This is a genomic window from Klebsiella scottii (genome assembly GCF_036561945.1).
Taxonomy (GTDB): Bacteria; Pseudomonadota; Gammaproteobacteria; order Enterobacterales; family Enterobacteriaceae; genus Klebsiella; species Klebsiella scottii.
On sequence record NZ_JARXNI010000020.1, the window covers coordinates 3305513 to 3320520 of the forward strand.

Sequence of the window (15008 nt, forward strand, 5' to 3'; positions counted from 1 at the left end):
GTTGCGCCCTATTCGGGCTCCCTCACCTTCTCCATGCGATAATTGATAAACCTCTCGCCGCGGACTTCCACCAGCTGTTCTTCCACCACCCTGAAGCCATGACGCGCAAAGCACGGTTTCGCCGTGATGCTGGCCGCAACCGTCAGCGTCCCTTGCGGAATTTGCCTGAACAGCTCAGCGAGCAACGCGCCGGCAATCCCCTGACGGGAGCGTTCGGGAGCGACAAACAGGAGATCGATATAGCTGCCGATGGCGCTAATAAAGCCGACCGGCTGCCGCTCGATCGCCGCCACCAGCACCCGGGAGTCGCGCATTTTTTGCCGCCAGCGGGCCTCATCGACCTGCGCCCAGGCGGCAATTTGCGGCGCCGAATAGTCGCCGCTGGCGCTCTCCTGAATCGCGCGCATGAAGATGGCGCACAGCGCGGAAAAATCGTCATCCTGGTAATGTCTTATCTGCAGCATAGCTATAATCCCAGAACCAGCTGCCGCTCCAGCTGAGGGTCGAGTAACGTAACGTGCAGCCCCACCAGCCGCACCCCGCGGCCGCCGCGCCGCTCATGCCAGGCTTTGTAGGCCGTGGCGAGCAAATCATCTTTATTCAGGCGCGGCCAGACGTGCTCCTGCGTGGTCAGCTGAAAATCATTAAACTTGAGCTTTACTCCCTGGCGGGCAATCAGCAGATCCGGTTTAACCTTGATCAGCCGCCGCTCCAGCTCCTGGTAGAGGCTTTCAATAATCGCCTCACAGTCGCCCCACTGGTGAATATCCTCCACCAGCGTACGCTCGACGCCAACCGATTTACGCTGCCGCGTATTGTTGATTTCCCGCTCGTCGATGCCCTGGCTTCTCTCCCACAGGATCCGGCCAAATTTGCCAAAGCGCTTGAGCAGCATCGCCAGATCGCTTTTCTGCACATCTTCGCAGGTGCGCAGCCCCATATTTTCCAGCTTTGCCGCGGAGACTTTCCCCACGCCGGGTATTTTCGCCAGCGGCAGGGTTCTGACGAATTCTGCGACCTGATGCGGCGCAATCACAAACTGGCCGTTGGGTTTATTCAGATCGGAGGCGATTTTGGCGAGAAATTTCACCGGAGCGATGCCGGCGGAGGCGGTCAGCTGCAGCTCACGCTGAATGGTCTGGCGGATCTCCTCCGCCATCAGCGTCGCCGAGCCCTGGCAGTGGACGCTGTCGCTGACGTCAAGAAACGCCTCATCGAGCGAGAGAGGTTCGATCAGCGAGGTGTAGCGCGAGAAAATTTCCCGGATATGGGCCGACGCCTCTTTATAGGCGTCAAAGCGACCCGGAAGCAGCGTCAGATGCGGGCAAAGCTTAAGCGCCATCGCCGTTGGCATTGCGCTGCGCACGCCAAACTTACGCGCCGGATAGTTGGCGGTACTGATGACGCCCCGCTGTACCCGGCTGCCGCCGATCGCGATGGGAATATCCCGCAACGCCGGGTTATCGCGCATTTCGACCGCGGCAAAGAAGCAGTCCATATCAACATGGATGATTTTGCGCATAGCTAGCCCTCACTGACCACTGGACAAGTATACAGCATAATTCTGTTCAATGAGAAGAAAGGGGAGCCAAAATGCGCCGTCGCTGAACCCCGGCGTCGCTGAGTGCGGCCGGGGCGTTTATCAGGCTAGTCAGAAGTGATTACAGGATCCGGTCCTGCTGCCGCTGCGCTGCGCGCGCCAGGCGTTTTTTCCGCGCATCGCACGGTTCCGGACAGTCGCAGACCTTTTCCAGACCCAGCGAGGCGATCCCGCCGCAGCTCCCCTGCAGGCTTTTGCGCTTCACCAGATAACCCACCGACATCCCCAGAATAACCAGGGCGAAAATCACAAAGGTCGCGAGAAACAGGGTCCACATCGATCAACCTCCAAAGTCATCCAGCATGATGTTTTCATCCTCAACGCCGAGATCTTTCAGCATCTTAATGACTGCCGCATTCATCACCGGCGGCCCGCACATATAAAACTCGCACTCCTCCGGTGCCGGATGATCGCGCAGGTAGTTCTCATATAGCACGTTGTGGATGAAGCCGGTGTGACCATTCCAGCTATCTTCCGGCAGCGGATCGGACAGCGCCACATGGAAGGTAAAGTTAGGATTTTCCCGCGCCAGCTGTTCAAATTCATCGTCGTAGAACATTTCGCGCAGTGAGCGCGCGCCATACCAGAAGCTGATTTTACGCCCGCTGTGCAGCCGCTTGAGCTGGTCGAAAATATGCGAACGCATCGGCGCCATGCCGGCCCCGCCGCCGATAAAGACCATTTCTGCATCGGTATCTTTGGCAAAAAATTCGCCGAACGGCCCGGAAATCGTCACCTCATCACCGGCTTTCAGCGACCAGATATAGGAAGACATAATGCCCGGCGGAGCGTCCGGCACCTTCGGCGGCGGCGTGGCAATACGCACGTTGAGCATGATAATGCCCTTCTCGTCCGGGTAGTTAGCCATCGAGTATGCGCGCAGGGTCGGCTCTTTTACCTCGGAGACGTAGCGGAACAGGTTAAACTTATCCCAGTCGGCGCGGTACTCGTCCGGCACGTCGAAGTCAGCATACGCCACCTTGTGCGACGGACACTCGATCTGGATATATCCCCCGGCGCGGAACGGCACAACTTCGCCGTCCGGCACGCGCAGCTTCAGCTCTTTGATAAACGTCGCTTTGTTATCATTGGAGATTACTTCGCATTGCCATTTTTTGACCCCGAAGATCTCTTCCGGCAGCTCGATCTTCATGTTTTGCTTCACCGCGACCTGACAGGCCAGCCGGCAGCCCTCTTTCGCCTCACGTTTGGTGATATGGGAAAGCTCGGTCGGCAGGATATCGCCGCCGCCCTCTTTCACCGTCACCCGACACTGGCCGCAGGAACCGCCGCCGCCGCAGGCGGAGGAGACAAAGATTCCGTTGCTGGACAGCGTATTCAGCAGCTTATCGCCCGCCGATGTGCGGATCTGTTTATCCGCTTCGTTATTGATTTCAATAACCACATCACCGGCGTTGACCAGCTTCGAACGCGCCGCCAGAATCAATCCTGACAGCACCAGCACGATCAGCGTAAACATAACGACGCCAAGAATAATTTCCATACTTTCCGCCCTTATAGCTGCACACCGGAGAATGACATAAAGCCCAGCGCCATCAGACCCGTGGTAATAAAGGTGATCCCTAACCCGCGCAGGCCGGCGGGCACGTTGGCATATTTCATTCTTTCCCGAATGCCCGCCAGGGCGACAATCGCCAGCGTCCAGCCGATACCGGAACCGAAGCCATAAACAATGGATTCCGGGAAGTTGTAGTCACGCTGCACCATGAAGGAGACGCCGCCAAAAATCGCACAGTGCACGGCAATCAGCGGCAGGAAGATCCCCAGCGCGTGGTATAACGCCGGGAAATACTTATCGAGGATCATCTCAAGGATCTGCACCAGCGCGGCGATCACGCCGATAAAGGTAATAAAGTTGAGAAAACTTAAATCGACGCCCTCCGCCAGCGCCCCGTCACGCAGAACCAGGTTATAGATCAGGTTATTGATCGGTACCGCCAGCCCAAGCACGATGGTGACCGTCAGGCCGAGACCAAAGGCGGTGGAAACCTTTTTCGACACCGCCAGGAAGGTACACATCCCGAGGAAGAAGGCCAGCGCCATGTTCTCTACGAATACGGCGCGGACAAACAGGCTGATATAGTGAGCCGTCATCGTTTACTCCTTTTCCTGCTGTTCCGGCTTCCAGCTGCGCAGCGCCCAAATCAGCAAACCGATAATAAAGAAGGCGCTCGGCGCCAGCAGGAACAGGCCGTTCGGCTGATACCAGCCGCCGTTCTGCACCGTCTCCAGCACGGTGACGCCGAACAGCTTGCCGCTGCCGATAAGCTCGCGCAGGAAGCCGACCACGATCAGAATGGCGCCATAGCCCAGTCCGTTGCCGATACCGTCCATAAAGCTGGCCAGCGGCGGCGACTTCATGGCGTACGCTTCCGCTCGCCCCATCACGATGCAGTTGGTGATGATCAGCCCGACAAATACCGACAGCTGCCGGGAGGTCTCATAGGCAAAGGCGCGCAGCAGCTGGTCCACCACAATCACCAGCGAGGCGACGATCGTCATCTGCACGATAATGCGCACGCTGTTGGGAATATGGTGGCGGATCATCGAGATAAACATGCTGGAGAAGGCCGTCACCAGCGTTACCGCGATGGTCATCACCAGCGCGGTTTCCAGTTTGGTGGTCACCGCCAGCGCCGAACAGACCCCCAGCACCTGCAGCGTAATGGGGTTATTGGCCAGCAGCGGCCCCACCAGCACGCGCTTCATCTCTTTCGTATCGCCTGCTTCAGCCATTATTCAGCTCTCCGTCACGCACTCTTTTCAGAAACGGGCCGAAGCCCAGCTCGCCCATCCAGAAATCAAAGCTATGCTGCACGCCATTCGCGGTCAGCGTCGCCCCGGACAGGCCGTCAACGGCGTGGATATCCCCCGGGTGCGCCCCGCCTTTCACCACCTTCAGCGCCGGATGGCCGCTATCGTCAAGCACCTGCTTGCCGATAAACTGCTGACGCCAGTTGGGGTTTTCCACCTCGCCGCCCAGCCCCGGCGTTTCGCCATGATCGTAATACGTCAGGCCCTTTATCGTACGACCATCGGTACCCAGCGCCACGAAGGCGTACATCATCGACCACAGACCGTTGCCGTAAATCGGCAGGATCACTTCCTGAATCTGCTGCTGCTCATCGCGCACCAGGTAAATTTCGACAATATTGCTCCGATGCTTGATGCCCGCAGGGTCCTGGCTGACGTCCAGTGAGATGCTTTGCGCAGGATCTTTCAGCGCCTGCGCCTGATTGAATTTGCCCGGGTCTTTATCCAGCAGCTCGCCGCTGGCTAAATCCACCAGCCGCGGGGAGATACGGGCGGCAAAAACGCTCTCCACCTCCTCGGCGCTCATCTTCGGCGTCACCAGCCCGGACACGGCGAGGATATTGCGCTGTTTATCCAGCTCGCGCTGCTCCTGCTGCCGTGACTTCAGACCCACGGCGGACCCGGCGACGATAATGGAGCAGACCAGGCAAAGCACCAGCACCACCAGCAGCGTTTTGCCGATGCTATCGTTACCTTTATTCTCAGCCACGCGACTTCCTCCGCTTAATATTGGCCTGCACCACCAGGTAATCGAACAGCGGCGCAAAGAGGTTGGCGAAAAGGATCGCCAGCATCATCCCTTCCGGATAGGCCGGGTTGACCACCCGAATCAGCACGCACATCACGCCGATCAGCAGGCCGTAGCCCCATTTCCCTTTATCGGTAAACGACGCGGACACCGGGTCCGTCGCCATAAACATCATGCCGAAGGCAAAACCGCCGAGCACCAGATGCCAGTACCACGGCATGGCGAACATCGGGTTGGTGTCCGAGCCGATGAAATTAAACAGCGTCGCGGTCGCCACCATGCCGATCATCACTCCGGCAACGATGCGCCACGAGGCAATGCGCCCGAAGATAATGATCGCGCCGCCGATCAGGATCATCAGCGTTGAAACTTCGCCGATGGAGCCGGGAATGTTGCCGAGGAAGGCGTCCATCCAGCTAACCGGCTGGCCGCTGGTAACGTTCACCAGCGCTTCACCGCCGCCGCTCGTCCACTGGGACAGCGGCGTCGCGCCGGAAAACCCATCCGCGGCGGTCCATACCAGGTCGCCGGAAATCTGCGCCGGATAGGCAAAGAACAGGAACGCGCGCCCCGCCAGCGCCGGGTTAAGGAAGTTACGCCCGGTGCCGCCAAAAATCTCTTTGGCGATAACCACGCCGAAGGAGATGCCCAGCGCGGCCTGCCACAGCGGTAGCGTGGGAGGAACGATCAGCGCAAAGAGGATCGAGGTGACGAAAAATCCCTCGTTGATTTCATGCTTGCGCACGATGGCGAAGAGAACCTCCCAGAAACCACCGACGATAAACACGGTGATATAGACTGGCAGGAAGAACACCGCCCCGAGGGTCATCATGCTCAGCCAGCCCGCATCCGCGGCGAAGCTCACCCCCAGCCACTGCGCAAAGCTGTAGTGCCAGTCGTTGGCAATAATCTGCTGCAGCTGCTCCGCGCCGTACAGCTTGTGCAGCGCGGGGAGCGTTTGCAGGCCAACGTTATACATGCCCCAGAACATGGCCGGGAATACGGCGAGCCAGACCAGGATCATCATTCGCTTCAGATCGATGGCATCACGTACGTGAGCGGCTCCGCGCGTCACCTGACCGGGGGTGTAGAATAGCGTCGCCGTCGCTTCGAACAGCGGGTAGTATTTTTCCAGCCTGCCGCCGTGCGTAAAGTGCGGCTCAATTTTGTCAAACAGCTGCTTTAAGCCCATCACCTATCCTTCCTGCTCAATCTGGGTTAACACGCTGCGCAGCGCCGGGCCATATTCATACTTGCCGGGGCACACGTAGGTACAAAGCGCGAGATCTTCCTCATCCAGCTCCAGGCAGCCCAGCGCCTGCGCGCTTTCGCTATCGCCCGCCAGCAGATCGCGCAGCAGCAAGGTGGGGAGAATATCCAGTGGCATTACCCTTTCGTAGTTGCCAATCGGCACCATTGCCCGCTCGCCGCCGTGGGTATCGGTCGAAAAGTTGAAGACTTTACGCTTCAGGAAGTGCCCCAGGGTGGTACGCGTGATGGAGAATTTATCTTTCCCCGGCATCACCCAGCCAAACAGCTCTTTGTCGCGCCCCTCTTTAACCACGCTCACCTGCAGGTGGAAACGCCCGAGAAAAGCTCGCGGGCCAAAGGCGCGGGTACCGCTAAGCACCGAGCCGGAAATCACCCGATTTTCGCCGGCCATCAGCCCATCCGCCAGCAGCTCATCAAGGCTGGCGCCGCAGCAGGTTTGCACCAGCCGTGGCTCCTTGACCTGCGGGCCGCCAAGCGCAATAACGCGCTCGCTGTAGAGCTCCCCGTCGAGGAACAGCCGCCCGATGGCGATAACCTCCTGATAGTTCAGGTGCCAGACCTGTTTTGTCAGGCTCACCGGTTCGAGGAAGTGGATGTGGGTTCCCGCCAGCCCCGCCGGATGCGGACCGGAAAACTGGTTGAAGGTAACCTGCCCTGAACGATGGCCCCCCAGCTTACCGCCGCTGGCCTGGCACACGTGGATCTTGCCGTCGGTGAGGATGGTCAGCACCGTAAGACCGGCGTCAAAGGCCTCGCGCCGGGCGAGGATAATGGGCTGAGGATCGGCGGCCAGCGGGTTGGTATCCATTGCGGTGACGAAAATCGCGGCCGGCACGCTGCCCGGCGCCGGCGTTTTGCTGAACGGTCGGGTGCGCAGCGCCGTCCACTGGCCGGACGCCAGCAGCTGACGCTGTACGGTTTCACGCGACAGTCCGGCAAGGTCGTCCGGCGCGTAGCGGGGAAACTGCACGGCGTCATTGCCGTCTACGTCAATCACCACCGACTGCAGCACCCGGCGTTCGCCGCGGTGAATCGCGCTGATAACGCCGCTCGCAGGCGCGGTAAAGTGGACGCCGGGGTTCTTTTTATCTTCGAACAGAGGCTGGCCTTTCTGCACCCGGTCGCCTTCTTTAACCGCCATTGAGGGGCGCATACCGATGTACTCCTCGCCCAACAGCGCAACGCGTTTGACTGCAATCTGAGAAGTCGTCTGCTGTATTGGCATGCCAGCTATGGGCAGGTCCAGCCCTTTTTTGATTTTAATCATATTGTTAGCAGGTATCCGTAACCTAAACCCCGGCATCAGGCCGAGGCCAGCAACATTGATGGAAAGTCAGAGAAAGAAAGGAAAAACGAAGGTCCTGCTCATTCACAAGACGGGAGAGAAGCATCCTTTCTTACCCTGGTCACTAAGCGGTGTAAGTGTAACATTTTGTGAGCGGCGGCTGTAGGTAAACCCCATCAGGCGGCTCTAAAATGGGAGCTATTGCGCAAAGTTCTCACTGCGCTTTGCCGCCAGATTCGCTATAAAGGACAACTAAATTGTAAACGCGATACGCCGCGCTTGCGAAAAAATGCCGTGATGCTAATGTGAGCGCTCTAAATCCAGAAAACTCTGATTTTGGGTCTCTCTTGCCGTCCTGGCAATGTGGTTTTGGTTTTATCAAGGAACAAGCAGTATGCGCAAAATCGCATTATTTATTGCGATGCTTCTGTTGCCGTGCGTTTCGTTTGCTGGGCTTCTCAGCAATAACAGCTCGACGACGCCGGTTAGCAAACAATATAAACAGCAATTAATGGGTTCTCCGGTCTACATTGAGATCTTTAAAGAGGAGCGAACGCTCGATCTTTACGTCAAAATGGGCGAAACCTGGCAGCTCCTCGACAGCTACCGGATCTGTAACTACTCCGGCGGGCTGGGGCCGAAACAGCGCCAGGGCGACTTCAAGAGTCCGGAAGGGTTTTATAACGTTGCGCGCAACCAGCTAAAACCTGATAGCCGCTTCTATAAAGCCATTAATATCGGCTTCCCGAACGCCTACGACCGCGCGCACGGCTATGAAGGTAAATACCTGATGATCCACGGCGCCTGCGTATCTATCGGCTGCTATGCCATGACCGATACCGGTATTGATGAGATTTTCCAGTTCGTTACCGGCGCGCTGGTGTTTGGCCAGTCAAACGTGCAGGTCAGCATTTATCCTTTCCGGATGACCAACGCCAATATGGAGCGCCACAAGTACTCCTACTACGCGGACTTCTGGAAACAGCTGAAGCCAGGCTACGACTATTTCCAGCAAACCCACAAGCCCCCGGTTATCTCGGTAACGGACGGCCGCTATGTGGTCAGCAAGCCGCTTAGCCATGAAGTTATTCAGCCGCAGCTGGCGTCAAACTACACGGTCCCCCAGGCAAAATAGCGCCCACTCGCCCGGCATGATTTTATTCCAGGTCTCATTGCCGGTTAAAGGCTGAGTGGCGATAACGGAGACCACATCGTTCGGTGTGGTCTCGCGTTGAAAGTCGATCTCCACATCCTGATCCAGCAGCGTCGCTACGCCAAACGGCGCCCTTCGCGTAATCCAGTACAAATTCGTCGAGCAGTACGCCATCACGTAACGCCCGTCAGACAGCAGCATGTTGAAGACGCCCTTCTCCCGCAGCTCGCCCGCCAGCTCAGCGATATAACCGAAGATTTCAGGTATCGAGTCAGGGGTGCCGGGATAGCGCTCGGTCAGGCGATGCAGCAGCCAGCAGAAGGCCTTTTCGCTGTCGGTTTCGCCGACCGGATGAAGATTTCCCGTATCGAGAGACTCATATCCTTCCAGCTGGCCGTTATGCGCGTAGGTCCAGTTGCGTCCCCACAGCTCACGGGTAAAGGGGTGGGTATTTTCCAGCGCCACTATGCCGCGATTAGCCTGGCGAATATGGGCGACGACCGAGCAGGATTTGATGGGATAGTCCTGTACCAGCTTAGCGATTGGCGACTGAAAGCTGGGCTGCGGATCTTTAAATGTGCGACAGCCTTTACCTTCATAAAAGGTGATACCCCAGCCGTCTTTATGCGGCCCGGTGCCGCCACCGCGCTGAACCAGCCCGGTAAAGCTAAAGCAAATATCTGTTGGCACATTAGCGCTCATCCCGAGCAGTTCGCACATATCTCACCTCATACCACACGGCTTAAATACCAAAGGCGTCATTGCGGCGGCCAGCCTGAACACGGCCAGCGCACAAAAACCGGATCGTACCTGACGTACGCGAGGAGATTGAGCGCTGCCCGGGGTTCAACACCGCCAGCAAAACGGCCTGTTAAGCTTTAACCATCTCTTTTTCGATCAGCATAATCAGAATATGAATCACTTTAATGTGAATTTCCTGAATACGGTCGGCATAGCCAAAATGCGGCACGCGGATTTCAACATCGGCGGAACCGGCCATTTTACCGCCGTCTTTACCGGTCAGGGTGATCACTTTCATCCCCTGCGCGCGGGCGGCTTCGATCGCTTTGATAACGTTACCTGAGTTGCCGGAGGTGGAAATCCCCAGCAGCACATCACCGGCACGGCCGACTGACTCAACGTAGCGGGAGAAAACGTACTCGTAGCCGAAATCATTGCTGACGCAGGAAAGGTGGCTGACGTCTGAAATCGCAATTGCCGGGTAGCCCGGACGGTTTTCACGATAGCGTCCGGTCAGTTCTTCGGCAAAATGCATCGCATCGCAGTGGGAACCGCCGTTACCGCAGGAAAGGACTTTACCGCCCGCCTTAAAGCTATCTGCCAGCAGCACCGCGGCACGCTGAATAGCGTGAATATTGGCTTCGTCCTGCAGAAAGTTAGCCAGCGTTTCCGCTGCTTCGTTCAGTTCGTTACGAATAAGATCCTGGTACATGAGGATAATCCTTCAGTATTGGTGGAATAACCCTGGCAGTGTACCGGATAGCCGCTAAAGCGAGAAGCAGCAGGCGCTGTTATCCCCTTAGGTTTTGCTTTTACGTGCCGCATTTACGTACAACAATGTGAGCAAGGTTGTAATTATTTTGTAAACACATTGCTAAAACAAATTACATCCACTACAACCATATCATCACAAGTGGTCAGACCTCCTACAAGACAGGGAGCATTTCGTTATGATGATTTTGAGTATTGTTGCAACCGTTGTTCTACTCGGTGCGCTCTTCTATCACCGAATCAATCTCCTGCTCAGCAGCGTGATTTTGCTCGCCTGGACCGCCGCCCTTAGCGTGGCCGGGCTGTGGAATATCTGGCTGCTGCTGCCGTTAGCGATCGTTCTGCTGCCGTTTAACTTTGCGCCGATGCGTAAATCTATTTTTTCAGCGCCCGCGTTCCGCGCGTTTCGCAAGGTGATGCCGCCGATGTCGCGGACGGAAAAAGAAGCTATCGATGCGGGAACCACCTGGTGGGAAGGCGATCTGTTTCGCGGCAACCCGGACTGGCAAAAGCTGCATAACTATCCGCAGCCGCGCCTGACCGCCGAAGAGCAGGCGTTTATCGACGGCCCGGTGGAAGAAGCCTGCCGCATGGCGAACGATTTCGAAATTACCCACGAAATGGCCGACCTGCCTCCGCAGCTGTGGGCCTATCTGAAAGAGCATCGCTTCTTTGCGATGATCATTAAGAAAGAGTACGGCGGCCTGGAGTTCTCCGCCTATGCTCAGTCCCGCGTGCTGCAAAAAATGTCCGGCGTTTCCGGGATCCTGGCGATCACCGTGGGCGTGCCCAACTCTTTAGGCCCGGGCGAACTGCTGCAGCATTACGGTACCGATGAACAGAAAAATCACTATCTGCCGCGCCTCGCGCGTGGTCAGGAGATCCCCTGCTTTGCGCTGACCAGCCCGGAAGCGGGCTCCGACGCCGGCGCCATTCCGGATACCGGCGTGGCGTGCATGGGCGAATGGCAGGGCGAGCAGGTTCTGGGCATGCGCCTGACCTGGAACAAGCGCTACATTACGCTGGCGCCTATCGCGACCGTCCTGGGGCTGGCGTTTAAACTCTCCGACCCTGACCGCCTGCTGGGGGGAGAAGAGGAGCTGGGTATTACCTGTGCGCTGATCCCAACCTCGACTCCTGGCGTTGAAATTGGCCGCCGCCACTTCCCGCTTAACGTACCGTTCCAGAACGGACCGACCCAGGGTAAAGATATCTTTGTCCCTATCGACTACATCATCGGCGGCCCAACGATGGCTGGTCAGGGCTGGCGGATGCTGGTGGAGTGCCTGTCCGTCGGTCGCGGGATCACCCTGCCGTCAAACGCCACCGGTGGCCTGAAGTCCGTGGCGATGGCCACCGGCGCCTACGCCCATATCCGCCGCCAGTTCAAGATCTCCATCGGTAAAATGGAAGGCATCGAAGAGCCGCTGGCGCGTATCGCCGGTAACGCCTACGTGATGGACGCCGCCGCGTCGCTGATTACCTACGGCATCATGCTCGGTGAGAAGCCGGCGGTTCTGTCGGCTATCGTGAAGTATCACTGCACCCACCGCGGCCAGCGTTCAATCATCGACGCAATGGATATCACCGGCGGGAAAGGCATCATGCTTGGTGAAGGCAACTTCCTCGCCCGCGCCTATCAAGGGGCGCCGATCGCTATCACCGTCGAAGGCGCCAACATTCTGACCCGCAGCATGATGATCTTCGGTCAGGGCGCAATTCGCTGCCATCCGTACGTGCTGGACGAAATGGCCGCCGCGCAGAATAACGACGTTGACGCTTTCGACAAGCTGCTGTTCAAACACATCGGTCACGTCGGCAGCAATAAGGTCCGCAGCTTCTGGCTGGGCCTGACCCGTGGGCTGACCAGCGGCACGCCAACCCGCGACGCGACCCGCCGTTACTACCAGCATATGAACCGACTGAGCGCGAACCTGGCGCTGCTGTCCGACGTCTCAATGGCCGTTCTTGGCGGCAGCCTGAAGCGCCGCGAGCGTATTTCCGCGCGACTGGGCGATGTGTTAAGCCAGCTTTACCTCGCCTCTGCGGTGCTGAAACGCTATGACGATGAGGGGCGTAACGAAGCCGATCTGCCGCTGGTTCACTGGGGCGTTCAGGATGCGCTGTATCAGGCTGAGCAGGCCATCGACGACCTGCTGAAAAACTTCCCGAACCGCTTTGTCGCAGGCGTCCTGCGCGTTGCCATCTTCCCGACCGGCCGCCACTACGACGCGCCGTCCGATAAGCTGGACCATAAGGTCGCAAAAATCCTGCAGATCCCGAGCGCAACGCGTTCGCGTATTGGCCGTGGCCAGTACCTGACCCCGAGCGAGCACAACCCGGTCGGCCTGCTGGAAGAGGCGCTGCTGGACGTGATGGCCGCCGACCCGATTCACCAGCGTATCTGCAAAGAGCTGGGCAAAAACCTGCCGTTCACGCGCCTTGATGAACTGGCCGGCAATGCGCTGGCTAAAGGGTTAATCAATCAGGATGAAGCCGCTATTCTTACCCGAGCCGAAACCAGCCGCCTGCGCAGCATCAACGTTGACGACTTCGCCCCGGATGAACTGGCCACCCGGCCGGTAAAGCTGCCGGAGAAAGTCCGCAAGATTGAAGCGGCCTGAAGAGTAAATTAATCACATCACGATCGGGGCGGGGGCTTTCCTCCGCCTCTTTTTTTTACCCCGCTTTGCCCTCCGGCTTCGCACAAATCATTTCCCGCATTAGCGCCATAGGCTGCCAATCGGCCAGCGCCACGCGCAGCAAATTCCCGCTCAATAATTAAAATACCTACGTGGATCACGTTTCCCCCCTGTAACTCGGTTCAGCCTGCTGAACAAGGCGTATTTTCCGCTTTCCAGAGTGGATAGGCTTTATATCAACGAGAAACGGGAGCCGTTATGGGCGGTAAAGGATGTAATTCATTAATCCGGGCAGAAAAAATTCTGACCTACATTGCATATGTCGGAGCGGCCAGTTTTATGGAGCTGCTAAAAGAATTTCAGTACCCGAAAAGTAGCCTGCTGAATTTATTAAATGCCATGGTCGATTGCGGCTTTTTAATAAAAAGCGAGCGTAATCAATACTCGCTTGGCATAAAAAATTACGAGCTTGGATGCCAGTCGCTGCACCGGAAAAACATATTCGAGGTGACGAAGCGCCCGATGCAGGAGCTTTCGTTGAAAAGCGGACTGGTCTGCCATTTAGGGGCAATGGAGAGTTATTCCGCCATTTACCTGGATAAAGTCGAGAGCCCGGATTCCGTGCCGACTAAAAAAAGCTGGATCGGTAAAAAATTGGAATTGCATATCACCGCACTCGGTAAGGCGCTGCTGGCCTGGAAGCCGCGAGAAGAGATGGATTATTTTCTCGATGCCTTAATTCTGAAAAAGCACACGCAAAATACCTTCACCGATAAAAAATTATTTCGTGAAGAGCTACAGAAAACGCGCCTCAGGGGATGGGCGATAGATAATGAAGAGTCAACCTACGGGGCGGTATGCCTGAGCATGCCTATTTTCGATATGTATCATCGCGTGAATTATGCAATTTCATTATCGGGAGACCCGATAGTTTATTCGGGAAAGAGGATCGATGGTTATCTCGAACTACTCAGGCAATGCGCCGATCAGATCTCGCATGGTCTGGGTTATAGAAACGAAAATGAATATTTAAGAAAAGGAAATTGATCTAATGAAAAAATTCAGGGGAATTATTCCACCGGTCTCCACGACGCTCGATAGCGACGGCAACATTGATAAAACGGCCTTAACGCAAGTCGCCGATTTTCTTATTAAGAAAGGCGTCGACGGCTTGTTTTATCTGGGAACCGGCGGTGAATTTAGTCAGATGAACGCCGGGCAAAGGATGGACTTCGCCGAGGCGGCAATCGCGGCGGTTGGCGGACGCGTTCCGGTATTAATTGGCGTTGGCTCCCCCTCCACTGACGAAGCGGTCAAACTGGCAAAACACGCCGAAGCCTGCGGCGCGGACGGCATCGTTATTATTAACCCCTATTACTGGAAAGTTGCCGCCAGCAATCTGGACGACTATTACCATCGCATCGCCAGCAGCGTTCGCCTGCCGGCGATCGTTTATAACTTCCCGGACCTCACCGGCCAGGATCTCACCCCTGATATCGTCAAACGGCTGGTGCTGCAAAATGAAAACATCGTCGGTATTAAAGACACTATCGACAGCGTCGGCCACCTGCGGGCGATGATCAACACCGTCAAAGCCGTGCGCCCCGAGTTCTCCGTGTTCTGCGGCTTCGACGACCATTTACTCAATAACCTGCTGCTGGGCGGGGATGGCGCTATTACCGCCAGCGCAAACTTCGCGCCGGAACTGTCCGTAGGCATTTTTAGCGCCTGGCAAGATGGCGATCTCGCGACAGCGGCGACGCTCAATAAAAAATTGCTGCAGCTACCGGCTATTTACGCCCTGGAAACACCGTTTGTCTCCCTCATCAAATATGCCATGCAGCGTGTGGGGCTGCCGGTAAATACCTATTGCCTGCCGCCGATTCTGGATGCGTCGGAAGAGGCAAAGGCGCGGGTGCGCGAGCTGCTGGCCTCGCAGGGCATTTTAAAATCATGAGGAG

At 56.9% G+C, this 15008-nt stretch carries 15 protein-coding genes; 4 read left to right on the forward strand and 11 right to left on the reverse strand.

Annotated features, from left to right (window positions below; all coding sequences use genetic code 11):
• Window positions 1-8: 8 nt before the first annotated feature.
• From QFI97_RS23230 to QFI97_RS23270, 9 genes are all read right to left on the reverse strand, one after another.
• Entirely contained in the window at window positions 9-461 is a 453-nt protein-coding gene (locus QFI97_RS23230; protein WP_346432113.1) for a GNAT family N-acetyltransferase, read from the reverse strand.
• 5 nt (window positions 462-466) lie between these two features.
• Window positions 467-1522: a DNA polymerase IV gene (gene dinB / locus QFI97_RS23235; RefSeq protein ID WP_095105573.1), complete on the reverse strand. Its 1056-nt coding sequence runs from the start codon at window positions 1520-1522 to the stop codon at window positions 467-469.
• Between the two features lie 139 nt (window positions 1523-1661).
• Complete coding sequence (gene nqrM / locus QFI97_RS23240) at window positions 1662-1877, reverse strand: (Na+)-NQR maturation NqrM (RefSeq protein ID WP_095105570.1); 216 nt, start codon at window positions 1875-1877, stop codon at window positions 1662-1664.
• A 3-nt stretch (window positions 1878-1880) separates the two neighbouring features.
• Window positions 1881-3104: an NADH:ubiquinone reductase (Na(+)-transporting) subunit F gene (nqrF, locus tag QFI97_RS23245; protein ID WP_095105565.1), complete on the reverse strand. Its 1224-nt coding sequence runs from the start codon at window positions 3102-3104 to the stop codon at window positions 1881-1883.
• A gap of 11 nt (window positions 3105-3115) precedes the next feature.
• Window positions 3116-3715, reverse strand: a complete 600-nt coding sequence (gene nqrE / locus QFI97_RS23250) for an NADH:ubiquinone reductase (Na(+)-transporting) subunit E (protein ID WP_095105563.1) — start codon at window positions 3713-3715, stop codon at window positions 3116-3118.
• A gap of 3 nt (window positions 3716-3718) precedes the next feature.
• The gene (locus tag QFI97_RS23255; RefSeq protein ID WP_095105562.1) at window positions 3719-4357 is read right to left on the reverse strand and encodes an NADH:ubiquinone reductase (Na(+)-transporting) subunit D; all 639 of its coding nucleotides are present in this window, start codon (window positions 4355-4357) and stop codon (window positions 3719-3721) included.
• Window positions 4350-5144 carry a Na(+)-translocating NADH-quinone reductase subunit C gene (locus QFI97_RS23260; RefSeq protein WP_346432062.1) on the reverse strand — a complete coding sequence of 265 codons (795 nt, stop codon included), beginning with the start codon at window positions 5142-5144 and terminating at the stop codon, window positions 4350-4352. The genes QFI97_RS23255 and QFI97_RS23260 overlap by 8 nt, the downstream gene beginning before the upstream one ends.
• Window positions 5137-6375: an NADH:ubiquinone reductase (Na(+)-transporting) subunit B gene (locus tag QFI97_RS23265; RefSeq protein WP_346432114.1), complete on the reverse strand. Its 1239-nt coding sequence runs from the start codon at window positions 6373-6375 to the stop codon at window positions 5137-5139. The genes QFI97_RS23260 and QFI97_RS23265 overlap by 8 nt, the downstream gene beginning before the upstream one ends.
• 3 nt (window positions 6376-6378) lie before the next feature.
• Window positions 6379-7722: a Na(+)-translocating NADH-quinone reductase subunit A gene (locus QFI97_RS23270; protein ID WP_346432063.1), complete on the reverse strand. Its 1344-nt coding sequence runs from the start codon at window positions 7720-7722 to the stop codon at window positions 6379-6381.
• 412 nt (window positions 7723-8134) lie between these two features.
• On the opposite strand from QFI97_RS23270, the gene dpaA reads away from it, so the two are divergent.
• Window positions 8135-8875 carry a peptidoglycan meso-diaminopimelic acid protein amidase gene (gene dpaA / locus QFI97_RS23275; RefSeq protein WP_331833649.1) on the forward strand — a complete coding sequence of 247 codons (741 nt, stop codon included), beginning with the start codon at window positions 8135-8137 and terminating at the stop codon, window positions 8873-8875.
• On the opposite strand, the gene QFI97_RS23280 is transcribed toward dpaA, so the two are convergent.
• Window positions 8846-9613, reverse strand: a complete 768-nt coding sequence (locus QFI97_RS23280; protein WP_095105555.1) for a class II glutamine amidotransferase — start codon at window positions 9611-9613, stop codon at window positions 8846-8848. The genes dpaA and QFI97_RS23280 overlap by 30 nt on opposite strands.
• A gap of 151 nt (window positions 9614-9764) precedes the next feature.
• Window positions 9765-10346 (reverse strand): D-sedoheptulose 7-phosphate isomerase, encoded by a 582-nt coding sequence (gene lpcA / locus QFI97_RS23285; protein WP_004099149.1) that lies wholly within the window; start codon window positions 10344-10346, stop codon window positions 9765-9767.
• A 238-nt stretch (window positions 10347-10584) separates the two neighbouring features.
• On the opposite strand from lpcA, the gene fadE reads away from it, so the two are divergent.
• The 3 genes from fadE (at window position 10585) to QFI97_RS23300 (ending at window position 15004) form a co-directional block, all read left to right on the forward strand.
• Window positions 10585-13029 carry an acyl-CoA dehydrogenase FadE gene (gene fadE / locus QFI97_RS23290; protein ID WP_346432064.1) on the forward strand — a complete coding sequence of 815 codons (2445 nt, stop codon included), beginning with the start codon at window positions 10585-10587 and terminating at the stop codon, window positions 13027-13029.
• Window positions 13030-13305: 276 nt separating this feature from the next.
• Window positions 13306-14094, forward strand: a complete 789-nt coding sequence (locus QFI97_RS23295; protein ID WP_095105553.1) for an IclR family transcriptional regulator — start codon at window positions 13306-13308, stop codon at window positions 14092-14094.
• A gap of 4 nt (window positions 14095-14098) precedes the next feature.
• Entirely contained in the window at window positions 14099-15004 is a 906-nt protein-coding gene (locus QFI97_RS23300; RefSeq protein WP_095105551.1) for a dihydrodipicolinate synthase family protein, read from the forward strand.
• Window positions 15005-15008 lie beyond the last annotated feature (4 nt).